This is a genomic window from Synechococcus sp. R5-13 (assembly GCF_047462015.1).
Lineage (GTDB): Bacteria > Cyanobacteriota > Cyanobacteriia > Thermostichales > Thermostichaceae > Thermostichus.
Window position 1 is genome coordinate 1 of sequence record NZ_JANSIL010000075.1, and the last position, 19,794, is coordinate 19,794.

Below are 19,794 nucleotides of genomic sequence, written 5' to 3' on the forward strand. Positions count from 1 at the left end.
ACGTGATCGAGCTGCTCTGGGATGCCTGTAGCGGCTTGCTGGAATCCCTGGTTCCCGGGATCCAATGCCCACCGTTGCCCCCCCGTGCTTGAGAGCTTGTGTGTTTACTTATAGTCAATTCAAATGGCGATGAGACGGTAGCCAGTACAATAGCTCCGTTCGCGATAGTCATTCCGAATAAGTCTGGGACATTTGCCCTGCCTTCGATCTCTAACCGGCCAACACAAACATACCCCTTATCTGTCTCCCAAAGCAGACTATGGGAACCTGGGATCCCCAAGTTGCTTTCCTGCAGTCTGAAACAACCATATATCCTGGCCCAGAGGGATCCTCATCTAACTTAATTGCCTCTATTTCCGATGCTGCTCCGGCAATTTGTCGGATTCATCCTCATCAGCGTTTTGTGCAGATCGGGATCCACATAACTCCAGACACCGCGCCTTTGCTTAGGTACGGGCTGAGAAGGGAACTTCCGGCTCCTCCGAGCCAACGATGTACGGGTCGTCTCCAAACGAAGTGTATTCGCTGTAGAGCTCGTCAGCAGTCATGCTGGGCCGCAAAGCCTCAATCAAAAACTCGTCGACGATACGCTTACAAGCGGCAATTGCGGCTTCGAGGGTCTCAAACTTTCCGTACTCGTACTCTTTATATTTCTCCACATAGTGGAAGTTGTCGGCAACCACCACAGTAAATGGGCGCGCTGGATCGGAGCCGGGCATGAGGTGAGGTCTAATGCTGCTGTTACTTCCGACATTATACATTTCTCTTAAGGGTTTATCAATTGTCGAAGAGAGGTTTCTAATAAAATAAGATCTTCTTGAATCGTTTGCCAGATGATGGACAAACTCACTTGAAAATACTCATGGATCACAATATTCCGCATTCCCCGCATTTCGTCCCATGGAATTTCAGGATGCGAAGCCTCCACCTCTGGTGGAATGCCGCGAACTGCTTCACCAATAATTGCAAGATTATACAAAACTGCCCCAACTGTCTTTCGATCGACTTGAAATTCATCGAACGTGATGTCTTTTATAAACTCTCGGATCTCTTCAATCGCAGCTAGCACGTCTCTTACTCTGTTCTGCCAATCTCTAGAAGGCACGAACCACCTCCCGGAGAACGGATTCTTGCAGATAGGGCTTGAGGGAGTCAGGCGTACCTAGATCAACCGGACTCTCTAAAATTTCCTCTAGATATCGTTTCAAGCGTACAAAAGTGAACAATCCAACTGGACGGTCAAACTCTACTAGCAGATCGATATCACTGTCTGTTTGCGCTTCATCCCTTGCTACTGAACCAAAGAGCATTAGAGACTTTACGCCAAAGTCCTTCAGAGTGTTCTGGTGATTTGCCAGTAATGTAAGGACTTCCTGTTTTTGCATTACCCAACCCGCAATGAAAAGAAAAGTCCATTAGGAATTATAGCTCACCTATTTCCTCTCAATTACGACTCAAACAAAGATTCATAACGCTTTGCAGGTCGCAGGCACAGTTGAGCCGAGGCACACCTTGCAGAGGACAGGGATCCCTGGGTTCCCGCAATGAGGGCATTTGAGCTTGCTCATCATCTTGTCTCTGGGTACATCTAACGGCACGCACATCTTGCCTTGCCATTAACAGCCAGTTCAAGAAACTTGTCGTCTTTGGGATCACGACACGTCGCCACGCGCTCTACAATCTCCACCAAGACGCCATCTCTAACAAAAGTGCTCAAGAACTCCATCCGTTCTTCCTCGGTTATATACCTTTCAAATCCTTTGCGCCGCAGGACATCGCTCAATTCTTCAACGGTCACACGTGAGATAAGCAATTTGCCTCTCTGTGTTGCCCTGTCAAAGACTTGACGAGTGACAGAACATCTCAACAGGAGCGCACTGATAACAACATTGGTATCAAAAACAAAGCATGGTTCATTCGACATTCAGCAGAGATTCCAGTATCTCAGGAGTTAAGCCACGCTCCTGTGCTTTTTGGCTGATTTCATCTATGACAACCTGGAGGGGACGCGGTGGTACGATGAGGTCGCGCAGCCAAAGGTTAAGTAACAACTGAAACTTTCTTTGCAGGTCAGCAGGAATTTGACTGTAAAGTCTCGCTGTATCTGCATCCAGAGGAATGGTAATCACTGTGTTCATCTTTCCAACTCCTCGATGTTGGATATTATTACACTTGAGATTAAGTCGCGCTGGCTAACGGCTAAGCTCACCTGCTACTAACAGCTTTAGGAACTGCTCAGAACATAACACTGGGTCAGGTGCAGCGACTCGTTATGTTGTGTAGATTTTACACCGATTGCCTTTGCTACCTGCAGACCCCAGCGCCCCTTCATCAACAAACCTGACTAGGCACAACTCTGGCGCTGGCAACATAACGGTTGAACTCACCCGCCACCAGTATAGCTAAGCATACAAAGGTTGGCATGATATGGGTCGCTGGGCGTAGCCCCACATTGGTTTCCCAGAATCTTAAGGCGACAACCTTAACCTACCTAGCTATAGTTTTGGGTAATGACTAAAGTATAGCTTCAAGTCGGGTGCAGTGATTTGTTATGTTGCACTTACAATTGGTAGCAAATAAGCAAATATTGATACGAGTTTCTAATTTGCTATTCAAATCTTCATCATTAATCCTTTTCAATGAGGATTGATTGAATGCTTTAAAGGTTAGATTTGGGTACTGTTGCACAATAGCTCTCAATTCTTCAAAAACTGGGCTCGCACCCTCAACCCCAGTTACAACGCACCAGATACGCGCTCGTGTAAGTGCAACAAAGGCTTCGTTACGCTTCTGTAGTTCTGACTCTCCTCTCCAAGCTAATGGCTGGGTAGCACAATGAAATCTGCAAGCATAAACCTTCCACGCCTCATTGCCCTTGGCTCGGAAAATTGTTGAGATCGTGATGCAGTTATCCATGCGAAAGATATCCAGATTTGTATCAACACCTGCAATAACGCTTTGGATACCTCGCCTTGAGAGTTTAGATTTTATTGCTTCAAAGTACTGCTGTTCTTTATCACCAGTGGGGCAAGTAATCAACAAGTCCCAAGGGTCGAAGCCTAACTTCAGATCTTCCTCCACTTGTTGAGCAATCCATTCCTGCTCTTCCAACTCATCCGAAAAAGTCTGGATGCGTAAAGGTGAGCCTAAAGCGTCCTTGTGAGGAAAATCATCACTGTCTATGGGGTGAGGGCTGTTTTTTGCCTCGCGCGTAACTGTGACTGTTTTGCCAGCTTTGACACTTGCATCTGAAAAATCTCCATCCAGAACAGTGTAACCTAGTTTTTCCCAATCCTCTTTGTTACTCACTCCTTGCAAACAACCCTCTTGTCGCAGTAAGCCCATGTTGATAGCGTGAGCAGCCATGAGAAGCATTTTAGGTGTTCGGTAGCATCGGTTTAAATTGTGTGCCTTGCGCAGTCCTCCTTCGTAGGTAGGGCTGGTTATGGTTCCATCAGGAAGTTTGTTCCCACCTAAATCTACTACTGGTGTTCCATCTGGATTAAGCCCAAAGATATGCAAAGGACGAGGTACCGTCAGGGTTCCAATCCCCTGTGCTTCGTCGTATGCCCAATAAAGTCGTTTTGGGTCAGATAAACTTTTATAAGCTAATCGATAGAAGGATGGGGGCAAATCCTGTCCTTCATCTATCAAGATCGCATCAAAAAGTACAGGTATGTTCGGCACCCTTTTCTCTAGATCATCGCAAACATACTCAAAAGCCTCTGATGGAGAGCAGTTGCGCCCCATCCTCTCTCTTACATCCTTGACACTCAGAGGACGTATTCCCGATTTTTGGGCTAAGTTACGGTAGAAACCGTTACGCTCTCTTGAACCCCAAGCATGTAGTACTTGTACATTGTGCCAGTTTGGCTCTACATCTCCTTCATCCTGCCGAACCATTTCACGATAGTAAAGACTGATTAAACCTATGATTTGGTCGTAAAGTGCCTGTGTAAAAAACACAAAAGCAATTTTCCAGTCAGGGTGCGCGGCATGGATTTTTGCGGCTCTCTTGGCAAATAGAACGGTTTTCCCTGTTCCTGCTAATCCTCTAACACGCTGAGGGCCATCTGGAACCTCAAAAGCTACCTTTTGCTGTTGATCGTCCAGAAAACGAAGGCGAGATTCCAGATAATGGATGACTCTTAAAGGATTTTCGGGTGGTGTTCCTGTGGGTATGGCTCTAGCTTCTTGTCTTGGTAGCGAACCGCCCAGTAAAGCAACTATGTTTTGCCACTGTTCATCAGATAGGGGACGCTGTGGATTTTCGCAAGCGCCCAACTGTAGTTTTTCTCGGAGAGTCGATGGCTTCAGATCCTCCTCCAGCAAAACAACGCCATGGGTACACGGCAAGTCAGAAAATCCTTTATCTTGCCATTCTTGCTCTTTAACAAAGGGTAATACCACTCTGTAGTGTGAGGTGACCAGTCCTCGTGTTTCTCTTCGTTCTGTGAGTTTCGCACTTATTGCAAACATGCCATCCTCAGCTTGAAGCATAGGCAATTCCTCTTCCCTATGCCAATTAGTCATTTTCCACTGATGCCCTTCGATACTTTCAATGTTAGCGATACTGCACCCTTTACACTCAAATACCCACAATCCTAAATCTCTGTGCATAAAGATAACGTCAGGTTCTCTGGTGAGATTGCCTGTGCGTTTAAAAATTGGATACCTAAAGTAAGCTACGCATGGCTCATTCTGAAATGCCTTTTTGAGGCATTCCCAAAACTTTTTCTCTGCTGTGTTTGGGTTAAGTGGAGCATAGTTCTGGAACTTACCTTCTGACATGCTGTTTCCAAATGACTAAACTAAATCTATTTGACTAATAAGACAAGCAACATAACAGCTGAACTCACCCGCCACCAGAGGTTTTGGATGATATGAATAGTCTAACATATGGACGGGTGCAGTGATTTGTTATGTTGTGTAAATTTCTGTACTGATCGCTTCTGCTACCCACCGACCCCAGCGCCCCCTTACCAACAACCTTGACTAGGCACAACTCTGGCGCTGGCAACATAACGGTGGGCTTCAGGCGCTCCGCGCAGCGAGCATAGCGAGCGGAGCGGAGTCGCCTGCAAGCCGTGTTGGGCGCCTTTGGCGGTTTCAAGTCAGATCGAAGATTAATCCGATGGCGGTGGCAACCGTGTTAACGACCATATGCAGGGCTGCCGAACGTCTCCAATTGTTACGCTGAGCGACAATCCCACAAATAGCCCCGAAGGCGATCAAGGCCAGAAGCCGTCCCAGGGAGGCATCCACGAACGCATGTTTTAACGAAAAAAGAACCGCCGTCACACCAATGGCAAAAGGTGCGGGAAGAATGCGGATCAGGCGAACTTGAACCAGACCGCGCCACAGGTATTCTTCTGCGATGGGCACGAAAAGGCCATTCACCAAAATGAGTGACATCCCCTCCAAAATAGGAGCGAGGTTGGCAAACCATACCGTCGGATTTCGATAAGAGCTAACCACCATGGGTAACTTGATGTTTCCCCATAGTAACCGATCCACGGTCGAGAGGCCCAAAACGCATAGCACTAATGCCAATACCCAGAAGGTGAAATTCCAGCTGGTCACACCCTCACGTAAAGACTGCCCAATAGCGGCTAATTCCTGCGGCCAGCGGACGCGCACAAACGTGCCCAGGCCGATCAGCAAGAGTAAATATGCCAAAAACAAAGAAAGCATGTCGTTGACCGCTAAAGTTCCGAGAACAGGCAACCAAAATAGAACATAGTGTCGGAAGAAATATTCCCCACTGATAACCAGGACAACGACAGCCAAAGCAACACTCAGGTTGCGTGATCTAGAAGGTTTGGAAACCGAGAAAGTCATCGCCACGAAGGTACCGCTTTCGGATTTAGCGCCCAACATGTGTTTCTGCAGCTAGATGACTGATAATTACCTAAGAAGCAGACTTTTCCATCGCCTAGTGTAATGCTACCCTAATTTGTCTGTATAGTCAACATTTTGAGCGATAATTACCTCCAAAGGGTTTTTATCTGGCTGAATGAGCATTAACACACCCATACCTAGACCCAGAAAGCTCCTGGAGCAAGTCAGTGATGCCCTCCGGGTCAAACACTACTCCTACCAAACCGAGAAATCTTATCTTCTCTGGATCCGTCGCTTTATCTTGTTTCACAACAAGCGACACCCTAAGGAGATGGGCGGCGAAGAAATCAACGCCTTTCTCACTCACCTGGCGGTGGAGGGTAAGGTTGCCGCTTCCACCCAAAACCAGGCTCTCAGTGCGCTGTTGTTCCTTTACCGAGAAGTGCTGCATCTGGAGCTAGACCTTGACCTAGACGCCGTGCGAGCCAAACGGTCACGCTATTTGCCTACGGTCTTAACCCCTGAGGAGGTCAAAGCCATCATTGTGCATCTATCCGGGATCCATCGCTTGGTGGTGCAGGTGCTGTATGGCAGTGGCTTGCGATTGGCGGAAGCCCAGCAGCTCCGGGTCAAAGATGTGGATTTTAACCAACGGCAACTGGTGATTCGCAATAGTAAAGGGATGGAGAGCCGGTTAACGATGCTGCCAGAAACCTTAGTGGAACCTTTGCAAGAACACTTGCTCTGGGCAAAGCGACAACATCAGCAGGATTTGGAACAAGGATACGGCTCAGTCTATCTGCCATTTGCTTTGGAGCGCAAGTATCCCAATGCGGAGCGGGAGTGGAGCTGGCAATATGTCTTTCCGGCAGAAAGGTTATCTCAGGATCCTCGCACTGGCATCACCCGCCGCCATCATTTGCATGAGTCTGGATTACAACGGGCGATTAAACAAGCTGTCCAAAAAACCGGGATCCCCAAGCGGGTCAGTTGCCACACCTTCCGCCATAGTTTTGCCACTCATCTCCTGCAAAACGGCTACGACATCCGCACCGTCCAAGAATTGTTGGGCCACAAAGATGTCAAAACCACCATGATTTACACCCATGTGCTGAATAAAGGCGGGCGCGGGGTGAGAAGTCCATTGGATCCTTAGAAGGGGACGCTCTCTGGGGAAGGGATCCTCTTCCCCTTTACAGTACCTCAGCGATCATTGCGAATTATTACGACCTTGCCGCCATGCCCCCAGCAGGGATCCGTTTCTCTGGTAGAACGGGAAACAGACAATAGGGGATCCTGCCTATCGCGTCAGCGGGACGGAGTCCTTTCGCGTCAGCGGGACGGAGTCCTTTCCCCAGTTCACCCCATCTTTTGCATTGCACGACGGAGAGCGACCGCATGTTTACTCTGGTTAAGCCCATCACCCGCCACGTTACCCCTGCCGAGGTGGGGGATCGCCGCTTGATGAAGGTGGTGTATGTGGTGTTGGAGCCGCAATATCAGAGTGCCCTGACCGCAGCAGTGCAGCACATCAACGCCCACAACTCCAAGCTGGCGGTGGAGCTGTCCGGCTATCTGGTGGAGGAGCTGCGGGATCCCGCGGGCTACGATGCCTTCAAGCGGGATTTGGAAACGGCCAATGTCTTTATCGGATCCCTGATTTTTATCGAAGACATTGCCCAGAAGGTGGTGCAGGCGGTAGAGCCCCTGCGGGAACGGCTGGATGCGGTGGTGGTGTTTCCCTCCATGCCGGAAGTGATGCGCCTGAACAAGATGGGATCCTTTTCCATGGCGCAGCTGGGACAGTCCAAGAGCGCCATCGCCCAGTTTATGCGCAAGCGCCAGCAGGGATCCAACTTCCAGGAGGGGATGTTGAAGCTGCTGCAGACCCTGCCCAAGGTGCTGAAGTATCTGCCCTTCGACAAGGCGCAGGATGCCCGCAACTTCATGCTCAGCTTTCAGTACTGGCTGGGGGGATCCCGCGAGAACCTGGAGAACTTTTTGCTGATGCTGGCGGATCGCTACCTGCCGGGGATGCGGGATCAGGTGCAGTTTGCCGAGCCGGTCACCTATTTGGAGATGGGCATTTGGCACCCCCTGGCACCCCAGATGTTTGCCAGCCTGTCGGAGTATTTGGATTGGTACAACGCCCGTGAGGATTTGCCGGCAGAAGTGAAGGATCCCTTGGCTCCCTGCGTGGGATTGGTGTTGCAGCGCACCCACCTGGTGACGGGGGATGATGCCCACTACGTGGCCATGGTGCAAGAGCTGGAGTCGCGCGGGGCGCGGGTGGTGCCGGTGTTTGCCGGGGGTCTAGATTTCTCCAAGCCAGTGAACGAGTTTTTCTGGAACGCGCAGAAGACAGCGCCCATTGTGGATGTGGTCGTGTCGCTAACCGGGTTTGCCCTGGTGGGAGGGCCGGCGCGGCAGGATCACCCCAAGGCGGTGGAAGCGCTGCAACGGCTGAATCGCCCCTACATGGTGGCGCTGCCCTTGGTGTTTCAATCGACGGAGGAATGGGCTGCCAGCGACCTGGGGCTGCACCCGGTGCAGGTGGCTCTGCAGATTGCCATTCCCGAGCTGGACGGGGCCATTGATCCCATCATCCTCTCAGGGCGGGACGCGGCCACCGGCAAAGCTCACGCAATGCAGGATCGGATCGAGCTGATCGCGGCGCGGGCCATTAAATGGGCCAATTTGCGGCGCAAGCCCAAGCTGGAGAAGAAGATCGCCATCACCGTCTTCAGCTTCCCACCGGACAAAGGCAATGTGGGGACAGCAGCCTACTTGGATGTATTTGCCTCTATTCACCGGGTGATGCAGGCCCTGGCCCACAACGGCTATGACCTCGGCCCCGAGCTGCCCAAAACCCCGCAGGAGCTGATGGAGTCCATCCTGCACGATCCCCAGGCCCAGTACGCCAGCCCGGAGCTGAATGTGGCCGCCAAACTGTCGGTGCGGGAGTACGAGGCGCTGACACCCTACGTGAAAGCCATCGAGCAATACTGGGGGCCAGCGCCGGGGCACCTGAATACCGATGGGCAAAATCTGTTGATCTACGGCAAGCACTTTGGCAATGTGTTCATCGGGGTGCAGCCCACCTTCGGCTATGAAGGGGATCCCATGCGGCTGCTTTTTTCCAGGTCAGCCAGCCCCCACCACGGCTTTGCTGCCTACTACACCTACCTGGAGAAAGTTTGGGGGGCGGATGCGGTGTTGCACTTTGGCACCCATGGATCCCTGGAGTTTATGCCGGGCAAGCAGATCGGCATGTCGGGCGAGTGCTATCCGGATAATCTAATTGGATCCCTGCCCAACCTGTACTACTACGCCGCCAACAACCCCAGTGAGGCCACTATTGCCAAGCGGCGGGGCTACGCCTGCACCATCAGCTACCTGACGCCGCCGGCAGAAAACGCCGGCCTCTACAAGGGGCTGCAAGAGCTGCGGGAGATGATCGGCTCCTACCAAACCCTGCGGGAGGGGGCGCGGGGCATCGCTATCGTCAACGCCATCTGCGACAAGGCGCGGCTGGTGAACCTGGACAAGGATGTGGAGTTGCCCCAGGGGGACGCCGCCCAGTTGAGCTTGGAAGAGCGGGACAGGGTGGTGGGCAAGCTCTACGCCCAGCTGATGGAGATTGAGTCGCGGCTGTTGCCCTGTGGTCTGCACGTCATTGGAGCGCCCCCCACGGCAGAGGAGGCGATTGCCACCCTGGTGAGCATTGCCAGCATTGACCGCCCCGAAGAAGGGATCCTCGGCCTGCCCCGCATTCTCGCCCAAAGCCTGGGCCGGGACATCGACGAGATCTACCGCAACCGGGATCGGGGACACCTGGCGGATACGGAGCTGCTGGATCGCATCAACAAGGCCTGCCAGAAGGCGGTGGCGGCGCTGGTGCAGGAGCAGACCGACGCCCAGGGCCGGGTCGCGCGGGTGGCCAAGCTCAACTTTTTCAACATGGGCCGGCAAGCCCCCTGGTTGGCAGTCCTAAAAGAAGCGGGCTACCCCCAGGTCGATCCGGATCTTTTGAAGCCCTTGTTTGAATTTCTGGAGGAGTGCCTCAAGCAAATTACGGCAGATTATGAGCTGGGATCCCTGCTGCGGGCCTTGGAAGGGGAGTACATTTTGCCGGGGCCAGGAGGGGATCCCATCCGCAACCCCAATGTGTTGCCGACAGGGCGGAACATCCACGCTTTGGATCCCCAGTCCATCCCCACGGCAGCCGCCATCCAGTCGGCGGAGATGGTGGTGGAACGGCTGCTGGCTCGCGAGATGAGCAGTAACGGTGGCCGGTACCCGGAAACCATCTCGGTGGTGCTCTGGGGCACCGACAACATCAAGACCTACGGGGAGTCGCTAGCGCAGGTGCTGTGTTTGCTGGGGGTGCGACCCAAACCCGATGCCCTGGGGCGGGTGAACAAGGTGGAGCTGATCCCCTTGGAGGAGCTGGGCCGTCCCCGAATCGATGTGGTGGTGAACTGCTCGGGGGTATTCCGGGATCTGTTTGTTAACCAGATGGATCTGATCGACCGGGCGGTAAAGCTGGCGGCCACGGCCAACGAGCCCCTGGAGCTGAACTTCGTGCGCAAGCACGCCCTGCAGCAGGCAGAAGAGCTGGGGCTGACCCTGGAACAGGCGGCGACGCGGGTCTTTTCCAATGCGTCTGGCTCCTACTCGGCCAACATCAACCTGGCGGTGGAAAACAGCTCTTGGGAAGATGAAAGCGAGCTGCGGGAGATGTACCTATCCCGCAAGTCCTTTGCCTTCGGCTCCAACTTGCCCAACCAGCAGATGCGACAGCTCTTCGAGGCCAGCCTGAAAACGGTGGATGTGACCTTCCAGAACCTGGACTCCTCGGAGATCAGCCTGACCGATGTCAGCCACTACTTCGACGCGGATCCCACCAAGCTGGTGCAGAGCCTGCGCCCGGATGGCAAAGCTCCCTCGGCCTACATGGCAGATACCACCACGCCCAACGCCCAGATCCGCACCCTGAGCGAAACCATCCGTCTGGACGCCCGCACCAAGCTCCTCAATCCCAAGTGGTATGAGGGGATGCTCAAGCACGGCTACGAAGGGGTACGGGAGATCGCCAAGCGGTTGGTCAACACTTCGGGCTGGTCGGCCACGGCAGGCGCGGTGGACAACTGGATCTACGAGGAAACCAACGAGACTTTCATCAAGGACGAGGCGATGCGGCAGCGCTTGATGAACCTCAACCCCCACTCCTTCCGGCGCATTGTCGGATCCCTGCTGGAGGTGCATGGGCGTGGCTATTGGCAGACTTCCCAGGCCAATATCGAGCGCCTGCAGGAGCTGTATCAGGAGATCGAGGACAGAATCGAAGGGGTGGAGTAATTAATATGGTTGTTTCAGGTTAGCGTGAGACGTCTGGGCTACTGTTCGCGCCAGCGGGACGGAGTCCTTAGACCTTACGTGAAGTCGGCAAAAGCTGCAACCATGGCCGGATCCTTGCCCAGGGCTTCTGAAGCAGCAGTGGATCCTGCCAAGTTCGTTGATTACTCTATGAATCCAGCTAATCCTGGAAATCAAGGCAAGTGGATTGCCTTTGCAGAGCTTGGCTATGATGTCAGTACACCAGAGGGAAGAAGGGTGGGATTTGCTCACATTCTGCAACAGGTTACTGCTGCTCTGCCTTGCGCCTTAGCCGGGGATCCGTTTCCAACACCCTATGGAAGCCGCTATCGAGTCAAGATTGAAATTTTGGGCCTCAATCAGAAAAAAGGCACTTTAGTGACCGTGTGGCAGGTTGATAAGGAAAGTTTAATCCCTCGTTTGGTCACCAATTGGCTAGAGGTACACAATGATGAGTAAAACCACTTCTAGAATCAAGCCATACAGTAGAGTCAAAACTGTGGCAGATGTCAAGGAGTATTTCAGCGAGACCACTATTCCTGCTGGAACTCAGGGATCCATTGTGGAATGTTACTCAGATCCCACTGAAGGCTATGCGGTTGATTTAGCGGTTCCGGATTTGAGCTTGGTAGGAGGTTTTCGATATTTTAATCTCATTCTTTTTCCCGATCAGTTTGAAGTCATAGATCCCGAAACATGAAGTATCCAATGTTGAATGGACGTTCCCTCTACCCCACCAATCCGGCCCAGCGTAGGTAGCCCTCCACCAGTTGGGATCCGGCTAGAGCGGCTACCCCTCCGCCCATAGCCAAGTAGGGGCCGAAGGGGATGGGCTTTCCCAGGCGGGCCCGCCCCTTGGTCATGGCCAGCAAGCTAGCCAGCAGGCCAAACCCGGAACCCAAAAGAAGGGCCACCACCACCCCCTGCCACCCCAACCACATGCCGATCAGGGCCAACAGCTTGCCATCTCCCCCGCCCATAGCCTCCCGCCCCAAGACCCAACGGGCCAAGAGGCCAATGCCCTCCAGCAGCCAGAGGCCCAGCACAGCTCCTGCAATCCCTGCCACCAGTGACAGGCCTGTAGCGGCCAGGGATCCCGATCCCTGGAGCCACGGCAGAGCCAGGCGGGCCAAAAGCCCCACCACCAGGCCTGAACGGGTCAGCTCCTCCGGCAGCAAAAAGGTATCCAGATCGATGAGCGCCAGGGCCAACAGCCAGCTCAACAAGATGCAGGTGAGGATCCCTTGGGCAGAAAACCCCAAAGCGCCGATGCTGAGGGCAAACAGGCCCATTGTCAACGCCTCAACGGCAGGGTAGCGCCAGCTAATCTGCACCCCGCAATGGCGGCAGCGACCGCGCAGCAACAACCAGCCCAGGATGGGAATGTTCTCCGTCGGGCCCAGCGGCGTCTTGCAGCTTGGACAATGGGATCCGGGATAGAGCAGAGAAAGGCCCTGCGGCAGACGATAGACCACCACATTTAAGAAGCTGCCCACACAGGCCCCCAACACCAGCACCAGCACCCAGCCCAGTAGGCGCAGCTCCCAGGTGCCGTTCGCATCAGCGTTGCTCAGCCACATCATGCGAGCGTTGCGCAGTAGGGGAGAACCTCGAGCATGGCAGCCATTCCCATCGCGTCGGCGGGACGGAGTTCCCAAAAGCAGGAGAGGAAGGGGGGATCTGCTCTGTCAGCGTAGCTCCTTGTGCCTCACCGCAGCGGCTCCAATTGCTGCAGCGGAATAAAAGTTTCCTGGGGCAGCAGGATGGGGAACTCGGAAAAGATCAGATCCCCTCGCAGGGTACGGCGGTGAATAACTACCCCCCGCGGAGGTTGCTCCAGCACTTCCGGTCGATACTGCAGATGAAATTGATAAATCTGGCGAGCCGCTTGAAGCAGAGCGCTGTCCATGAGCTGTTTTCCTTGCCAAATTCACAACTACCCTAACGACATTCCCATCGCGTCGGCGGGACGGAGTCTTTAGACCTTTTGGGATCCCCAAAGTTCTGTCTGCCATCCCTCAGACTTTTTTAGAACGGTTAAGGCTTCTGAAAAGCCGAGGATCCCCTGAGCCGAACACCTGCTGCTTCCCAAAAGACAAGTCACCCGCCCCCGCCAGCCTAAACCTAGGATATCGCCGCCGAGGACTTATGGGTCACCTCCGCCCACTCAATTCTCGATGTCTGTCCAGGAATGGAGGCCATAGAGCACTCTGGAGTTGTCGACAGCCGTCCTAAGATGGCTTGCCGTCGGGGCTGGGGGAGATCAAATCTGGGCCGATGCTGTAGGAGGAGCCACGGTAACTGGGTTTGGGATTGAGCTTGTCTTGAAAGCGGGTGATGATCTGGATGGTGCGCTGTACATCCGCCGGAAAGATCACCACCAGGTCTCCGGGTTCGGCTTTCTCCAGAGCGGTTTCGATAGCAGTTGCCTCATCCAAGATTTCCTGCAGACGATCCCCTGCCTTTTCCTGTTCCCAACCCTGCCGGATTAGGGCGGCCACCTCGCCTGGTTCCCGTCCTCGCCGGTCATCATCTTCTTTGACAATGGCTCGGTCGAACATGCGCGCTGCCAAGACTCCCAGCTCTCGTAGGTCGCTGTTGCGCCGATCCCCAGGCCCGCCGATAACCCCAATTTTTCGTTGGCAATCCCAGCGCTCCAGGGTACTTTGAATGGCTTCGTAACCTGCTGGGTTGTGGGCATAGTCCACCAACACCTGGTAGCCCCCTACATCAAACAAGTTGAGGCGACCGGGGGTCTGGGCTACAGAACTGGTGAAGGTGCCCAGCGCCATGCGGATGTCGTCGATGGAAACCCCGTGCAGGAAGGCTGCCAAAGTAGCGGCCAGCACATTTTGGATCATGAAGCTGGCCTTGCCAGAGAGGGTGAGGGGAATTTTGGTTACATCTTCTATGCGCAGTTTCCAGCCCCGTTTCAAAATTGAGATGTGGCCCTCTTCATAGACAGCTGCTATGCCCCCGGAAGCAATGTGCTTTTGAATGAGGGGATTTTCCGGGTTCATGCTGAAATAGGCCACTGTCGCCTTGACATTGGCGGCCATGGCGGCCACCAGACCATCATCGGCATTCAAGACAGCGTAGCCCCGCTCGTGTACCGCTTCCACCAAGACGGATTTGACGCGGGCCATGTCTTCTAGGGTTTCGATATCCCCCAACCCCAGGTGATCTGAGGTTACGTTGAGCACCACGCCAATATCGCATTCCGGAAACCCCAGCCCCTCTCGCAAAATGCCGCCTCGCGCCGTTTCCAGCACCGCCACTTCTACGGTGGGATCCCTGAGCACCAGGCGGGCGCTGTGGGGGCCGGTCATGTCTCCCTTGGCAATTTGATGGTTTTGGATGTAAACGCCGTCGGTGGTGGTGAAGCCGACCCGCTTGCCGATGCCTTTGAGGATGTGGGCGATCAGGCGGGTGGTGGTGGTTTTGCCGTTGGTGCCGGTGACGGCCAGGATGGGGATGCGGGTGTGGCTGCCGGGGGGAAAGAGCATGTCGATGATGGGCTCAGCCACATTGCGCGGGATCCCTTCGCTGGGGGCCAGGTGCATGCGCAAACCCGGAGAAGCGTTCACCTCGACAATGCCGCCACCGGTTTCGTTGACGGGCTGGGCAATGTCCGGGCAGATGAGGTCGATGCCCGCCACATCCAGGCCGATGATCTGAGCTGCCCGTTCGGCAATGAAGGCGTTGTAGGGATGGATGATATCGGTGCAATCGACGGCGATGCCTCCGGTGCTCAGGTTGGCGGTGGATTTGAGGGTGCAATGTTCTCCTTTGGGCAGCACTGTATCCAGGGTGTAGCCTTTGCTTTCGAGGATGCGCAGGGTCATGTCGTCAACGCTAATTTGGGTCAGCACGTTTTCATGGCCAAACCCCCGCCGCGGATCCCTGTTGACTTCGTCGATCAGCTCTTGAATGGTGGAGCGGCCATCTCCCACCACATAGGCTGGGATCCGCTTGGCCACAGCCACCAGCTTGTTGTTGATCACCAGCAGTCGGTAGTCATCCCCCACCAGGTGCTTTTCCACCAACACCACATCGGAGTATTGGCTGGCGGCATCGTAGGCGATCTCGGCGGCTTCCAGGCTGGTGATGTTGACGGTGATGCCCTTGCCGTGGTTGGCGTTAAGGGGCTTGATCACCACCGGAAAGCCCCCGACATCCTCGATGGTGGCTGCCAACTCGCTGCGGCGACGCACCGTATAGCCCTTGGGCACCGGGATCCCCATGTCCTGCAGCAGTTCTTTGGTGGCCCGCTTGTCGGCGGCCAGGTCGGCGGCAATGATGCTGGTTTTTTCAGTGGTGGTGGCTTCGATGCGCTTTTGGTAGACGCCGTACCCCAGTTGCACCAGGGATCCCTTGTTGAGGCGCAGATAGGGGATCCCGCGCAGGGCGGCCTCGTCCAGCAAAGCTTGGGTGCTGGGGCCGAAGCGGACGTTCTCTCGGATCTCTCGCAACTCTTGAATGTCCAGTTCTAGGTCGCGGCGGTAGTCTTCTCCATCCACCAAAGCCTGACAGAGGTAGACTGCAGCTTTGGCCGCAAAGCGCCCGGCCTCTGCCTCTTGATACTCGAACACGACGTTGTAGGTGCCGGGGGTGGAGGTTTCGCGGGTGCGGCCAAAATCCACTTTCATGCCGGCCAGAGTCTGCAGTTCCAAGGCCACATGCTCCACCACATGGCCCATGAGGGTGCCCTCTTCCACCCGTTGCAAGAATCCCCCATAGCAGCCGCGGGAGCACTGGTGTTCCCACAGTCCCGGCAACAGGGCCTCCAACCTTTCTTTGAAACCCGGGATGGTGTTGGTGGGTCGCTCCTGCAAGTCTTCCAGATCAAGCCGCATTTGAATCAGCTTATGACGACGGATGCTCCAGTAGTTGGGGCCACTGAGAACGCGGATGGATCGGATGCGCATAGGGTCTAGGGGAAACAGCGGGGAAGGGGACAGATAACTTAGGGTCGTTTTCAGGATGCCGGCGCAGGAAACTGCCAAGGACTACATCCCGCTGGCGCGACCAGCCCTAATCTACACTCCCTTTGCCAAGGTCGAGAAAGAGTATCCTTTAATACAATTCTTTCGGCAGGCGAGCAAGGTTAAGACAACGCAATGGATCCCGCTTGACCACATCGGTACAGTGGGGGGCAGACGGGTCTGCGGCACATGGAAAGAACCTATCTGCTGGGGTTGGGCTGGATCTTGGGCCTGCTGGTGCGGGCTTGGCCCCAGGCTGCCGGGTGGGGCTGGGGGATCCTGCTGGGATTGGGGCTGGCGGGATCCCTGCTGTGCCGGCGGCAACCGCGTCTGGCCCGCACTTGGCTGGCGATGGGTCTGGTGGGGTGTCTGGCTTGGAATTACCTGGGTTGGCGGCAGCCTTTTCCCGGGCCGACGGATATCAGCCTGTTGGCCCCCCAGCAGCAGATGAACTTGGTAGGCACCGTCCTCTCGGAACCTCGTCCCACCCGCAGCGAACGGCGGCAATTTTGGCTGAGAGCAGAGCAGGTGCTCAACGCCGACTCCACGGCCCGCCAGGTCAGCGGCAAGCTCTACGTCACCACCGGCCCTGAGGCCCTCCAGGACAAGGATCTCCACCCCAACCAACGGGTGCGCCTGACGGGATCCCTGTACCTTCCCAGTCCGGCCTTGAACCCGGGCAGCTTTGATTTTCAAGCCTACCTGCAGCGCCAGGGGGCTTTTGCCGGCTTCAGCGCCCGTGAGGTGATCCTGCAGCCGGGGGGAAGAGGTTGGGGGGGCTGGGTGTTGCGGCGGCGGGTGCGGGAAGCGTTCATCGCCGGGCTAGGAGAGCGGCAGGGGAATCTGTTGGCTTCCTTGGTGCTGGGATCCCGGGCCGCCCAATTGGATTTCGACTTGCAGGATGCCTTCCGGGAAATCGGCATGGCCCATGCGCTGGCCGCCTCTGGGTTCCATGTGTCGCTGTTGGTGGGGGTGGTGTTTGTCCTGACACGGCGGTTGGCGGTGCGCCTGCAGCAGGGGAGCATCCTGGCGGTGCTGGGGCTTTATACCGCCCTCACGGGGTTCAGCCCTTCGGTGTTGCGAGCGGCACTGATGGGGGCGGCGGCCATGCTGGTGCTGACGGAGCCGCGCCTGGAAGGAAAGGTGAAGCTCAATCCCCTGGGGACGCTACTGGTGGCGGCAGTTTTGCTCTTAATCTACGAGCCGCTGTGGATTACAGACCTGGGGTTTCAGCTCAGCTTTGCCGCCACCCTGGGCCTGCTGGTCGGAACAGCCCCAATTGTTTCCCGGCTGGACTTTTTGCCTCCGGCTGTGGCCACCGCCTTGGCCGTTCCGCTGGCAGCCCAGATCTGGACTTTGCCGCTGCAGGTGGCCATCTTTGGCCGCATCCCCACCTACTCGCTGCTGGCCAACCCGCTGCTGCTGATTCTGCTGGTGCCGCTGCTGGTGGCGGGGTTCGGGGTGGCCTTTGTGGCTTTACTCTCTCCAGGGCTGGGATCCCTGCTGGCCCGGCCCTTGACGTTTTTGATCACGCCTTTAATCAACTGGGTGAACTGGATGGCCAGCTGGCCTCTGAGTTCCTACTACACCGGCCGGGTCTCCCTGCTCCAGTGCCTGCTCCTCTACGGGGCGCTGGTGGCCCTAACCTTTTGGCCGCGGTGGCGACAGGCCTTCCGCTGGCAGGGCACAGCCCTGATCATGGCCGCCATCCTCCTGGGTCCAAGGATGTGGCCGGGGCCGCCGGTCCAAATTACCGCCTTGGCCAGTGGACGAATTCCCATCCTGGCCATTCAAGCGGAAGGGCGCCACCTCTTGCTCAACAGCGGGGATCCCCGTTTGGCAGAACGCACGGTGTTGCCCTTTTTGCGGCAGCAGGGCTTGCACCGTCTGGACGGGGCGGTGGCCATGACCTCCGCCGGCTCTGCCAATGGCGGCTGGGAGATCCTGCTGTCGGCTTTCTCCAAAGGACTGCGTCCCGCCAGCGCGATTGGGCAATTTTGGGATGGGGGAGGGGCTAATGCGGCTTCCGAAAGTTACCTGCGTTCCCTTAGTGCCGTGCAAGCTGCCCAGATCCCCTATCAGGTGCTGCAGCCAGGCGATCGGATGCCTTTCTCGGAGCGGCTGCGGCTGCAAGCTGTCTACACCAATCCCCTGGTGTTGACACTGGAGGCTGAGGGATCCCATTGGCTGCTGCTGGGCTCTGCCGGCACCCATGTGCAAGCCGAGCTAACCGGATCCCCGCTGATGCCGGCCCAGATCGACTGGCTGTGGTGGGACGGGGGATCCCTGATTCTGGATCTGTTGGAGCGCTTTCAGGTGCAGGCGGGCATCAGCTCTGGCCCTGTCAGCGAAGCAGTGACTGCCTGGTTTCGGCAAAAACAACGGCCCCTCTACGTAGCCGATCGAGCTGGAGCGGTGAGCTGGTCGCGACGGGGAGTGCAAACCCTGAGGGCGCAATTGGAGTAGGGCCGGTTTCCAGACCAGGCAGCTTTCTCAGCAGCCTCCCAGTTATCCTGTTTTTGCAACTACGAGCCTCAATCGTTCTCAAGCGTTAATTATTGATTCATGACTGCCTTATGAGCATAGCTGCCAATTAGGCTAAGAATAGCCTCAAGAGGTTTTGCAGCGGGTGATCCATGTCCAAGGCAGAGATGGCGCTGAGCTTTCTGGCCCAGATTCCTCCCGGCTATCTCAACCTGATGGGGTATGTGGACGAGTCGGAAGTGAATGGGCCGGGCTGCCGTGCGGTGGTGTGGGTGCAGGGCTGCTTGCGGGAGTGCCCAGGCTGTTTCAACCCGGCTTCCTGGCCGTTTGTCATCCATCAACTGGTGAGCGTGACCGACCTAGCAGCCCAAATCCTAAGCAACCCCAAAAATCAAGGGGTAACCTTCTCCGGCGGGGAACCCTTCTGGCAGGCTCCTGCCCTGGCCAGCTTGGCGCGGCTTCTCAAGGCCAAAGGGCTGACAGTGATGTCTTTTACCGGCTTTACCCTAGAACAGTTGCACTCCCCCCAAGCTCCTCCCGGCGCCCAGGAGCTGCTGCAAGAGCTGGATATTTTAGTGGACGGCCCCTATCTCCAATCTCAGGCCATTCACTCCCCCCACTCGCTGGTCTCTTCCCGCAACCAGCGGGTGCACGTCTTCAACCCCGCCTTGCAAAACCAGCTTAATTGGGCCAGTGACCAGGTGGAAATTCATATCCTCAAAGATGGAACCCGCATCGTTACCGGCTACGGCAGCCAGTTTCTCCTCGACGAGGCAGGCTCTTGAACTGCAGTGATCCTTTATCCTACACCTGCAGCGGTTCCCTGAGACAAGCGGGCAGTTGCCAGCACATCTCCAGCCAGTTTTTTAGCTCTTCCGGTTGGCCCATGAGGCTCATTTCCACCAGCAAAATGGCGGCCCGGTCGGCGGCGCCTTTGGATCCGAGACGAATTAGGGCAGACAGGCTCTCTTCCCGCCAGCAGATGGATACCCCCTGCCGGATCAAGGCCTGGGCGGCAGCGGGAATGCACGAGGGTGGCACCTGGATGTCTCGCCGCTCGTAGTCGACAGTAGGTAGCATGAACGGCAACCCAAATCTTTATTAT

At 55.6% G+C, this 19,794-nt stretch carries 16 protein-coding genes; 5 read left to right on the forward strand and 11 right to left on the reverse strand.

The window, feature by feature from the left end:
• Positions 1-446: 446 nt before the first annotated feature.
• The 7 genes from NW840_RS06100 to NW840_RS06130 form a co-directional block, all read right to left on the reverse strand.
• Positions 447-659 (reverse strand): hypothetical protein, encoded by a 213-nt coding sequence (locus tag NW840_RS06100; RefSeq protein ID WP_414343081.1) that lies wholly within the window; start codon positions 657-659, stop codon positions 447-449.
• 107 nt (positions 660-766) lie between these two features.
• Complete coding sequence (locus NW840_RS06105; RefSeq protein ID WP_414343083.1) at positions 767-1,105, reverse strand: DUF86 domain-containing protein; 339 nt, start codon at positions 1,103-1,105, stop codon at positions 767-769.
• The gene (locus NW840_RS06110) at positions 1,095-1,385 is read right to left on the reverse strand and encodes a nucleotidyltransferase family protein (protein WP_414329506.1); all 291 of its coding nucleotides are present in this window, start codon (positions 1,383-1,385) and stop codon (positions 1,095-1,097) included. The genes NW840_RS06105 and NW840_RS06110 overlap by 11 nt, the downstream gene beginning before the upstream one ends.
• A 203-nt stretch (positions 1,386-1,588) precedes the next feature.
• On the reverse strand, positions 1,589-1,924 hold the full coding sequence (locus NW840_RS06115) for a putative toxin-antitoxin system toxin component, PIN family (protein ID WP_414329508.1): 336 nt from the start codon (positions 1,922-1,924) through the stop codon (positions 1,589-1,591).
• On the reverse strand, positions 1,914-2,138 hold the full coding sequence (locus tag NW840_RS06120) for a hypothetical protein (protein WP_414329510.1): 225 nt from the start codon (positions 2,136-2,138) through the stop codon (positions 1,914-1,916). Before NW840_RS06120 ends, NW840_RS06115 begins: the two co-directional genes overlap by 11 nt.
• A gap of 376 nt (positions 2,139-2,514) precedes the next feature.
• Positions 2,515-4,791 carry a DEAD/DEAH box helicase gene (locus NW840_RS06125; protein ID WP_414343086.1) on the reverse strand — a complete coding sequence of 759 codons (2,277 nt, stop codon included), beginning with the start codon at positions 4,789-4,791 and terminating at the stop codon, positions 2,515-2,517.
• A 318-nt stretch (positions 4,792-5,109) separates the two neighbouring features.
• Positions 5,110-5,880 carry a lysostaphin resistance A-like protein gene (locus NW840_RS06130; protein WP_414343088.1) on the reverse strand — a complete coding sequence of 257 codons (771 nt, stop codon included), beginning with the start codon at positions 5,878-5,880 and terminating at the stop codon, positions 5,110-5,112.
• A gap of 136 nt (positions 5,881-6,016) precedes the next feature.
• Between NW840_RS06130 and NW840_RS06135 the strand changes: the two genes are divergently transcribed.
• The 3 genes from NW840_RS06135 (at position 6,017) to NW840_RS06145 (ending at position 11,679) form a co-directional block, all read left to right on the forward strand.
• Entirely contained in the window at positions 6,017-6,997 is a 981-nt protein-coding gene (locus tag NW840_RS06135) for an integron integrase (protein ID WP_414343089.1), read from the forward strand.
• A 242-nt stretch (positions 6,998-7,239) separates the two neighbouring features.
• On the forward strand, positions 7,240-11,202 hold the full coding sequence (locus tag NW840_RS06140) for a magnesium chelatase subunit H (RefSeq protein WP_414343091.1): 3,963 nt from the start codon (positions 7,240-7,242) through the stop codon (positions 11,200-11,202).
• Positions 11,203-11,304: 102 nt separating this feature from the next.
• On the forward strand, positions 11,305-11,679 hold the full coding sequence (locus tag NW840_RS06145) for a DUF6883 domain-containing protein (RefSeq protein ID WP_414330567.1): 375 nt from the start codon (positions 11,305-11,307) through the stop codon (positions 11,677-11,679).
• A 269-nt stretch (positions 11,680-11,948) separates the two neighbouring features.
• Here the strand turns inward: NW840_RS06145 and NW840_RS06150 are convergent, their stop codons facing one another.
• The 3 genes from NW840_RS06150 to cphA form a co-directional block, all read right to left on the reverse strand.
• Positions 11,949-12,803: a prepilin peptidase gene (locus NW840_RS06150; RefSeq protein ID WP_414343094.1), complete on the reverse strand. Its 855-nt coding sequence runs from the start codon at positions 12,801-12,803 to the stop codon at positions 11,949-11,951.
• 125 nt (positions 12,804-12,928) lie between these two features.
• A complete protein-coding gene (locus NW840_RS06155) occupies positions 12,929-13,129 on the reverse strand; it encodes a hypothetical protein (RefSeq protein WP_011432545.1) in 201 nt (66 codons plus the stop codon).
• A gap of 322 nt (positions 13,130-13,451) precedes the next feature.
• Positions 13,452-16,148: a cyanophycin synthetase gene (gene cphA / locus NW840_RS06160; RefSeq protein ID WP_414343096.1), complete on the reverse strand. Its 2,697-nt coding sequence runs from the start codon at positions 16,146-16,148 to the stop codon at positions 13,452-13,454.
• Between the two features lie 246 nt (positions 16,149-16,394).
• On the opposite strand from cphA, the gene NW840_RS06165 reads away from it, so the two are divergent.
• The gene (locus NW840_RS06165) at positions 16,395-18,671 is read left to right on the forward strand and encodes a ComEC/Rec2 family competence protein (RefSeq protein WP_414343099.1); all 2,277 of its coding nucleotides are present in this window, start codon (positions 16,395-16,397) and stop codon (positions 18,669-18,671) included.
• Positions 18,672-18,841: 170 nt separating this feature from the next.
• On the forward strand, positions 18,842-19,474 hold the full coding sequence (locus NW840_RS06170; RefSeq protein ID WP_414330282.1) for a 4Fe-4S single cluster domain-containing protein: 633 nt from the start codon (positions 18,842-18,844) through the stop codon (positions 19,472-19,474).
• 19 nt (positions 19,475-19,493) lie between these two features.
• On the opposite strand, the gene NW840_RS06175 is transcribed toward NW840_RS06170, so the two are convergent.
• On the reverse strand, positions 19,494-19,769 hold the full coding sequence (locus NW840_RS06175; protein ID WP_414330279.1) for a hypothetical protein: 276 nt from the start codon (positions 19,767-19,769) through the stop codon (positions 19,494-19,496).
• Between the last annotated feature and the right edge of the window lie 25 nt (positions 19,770-19,794).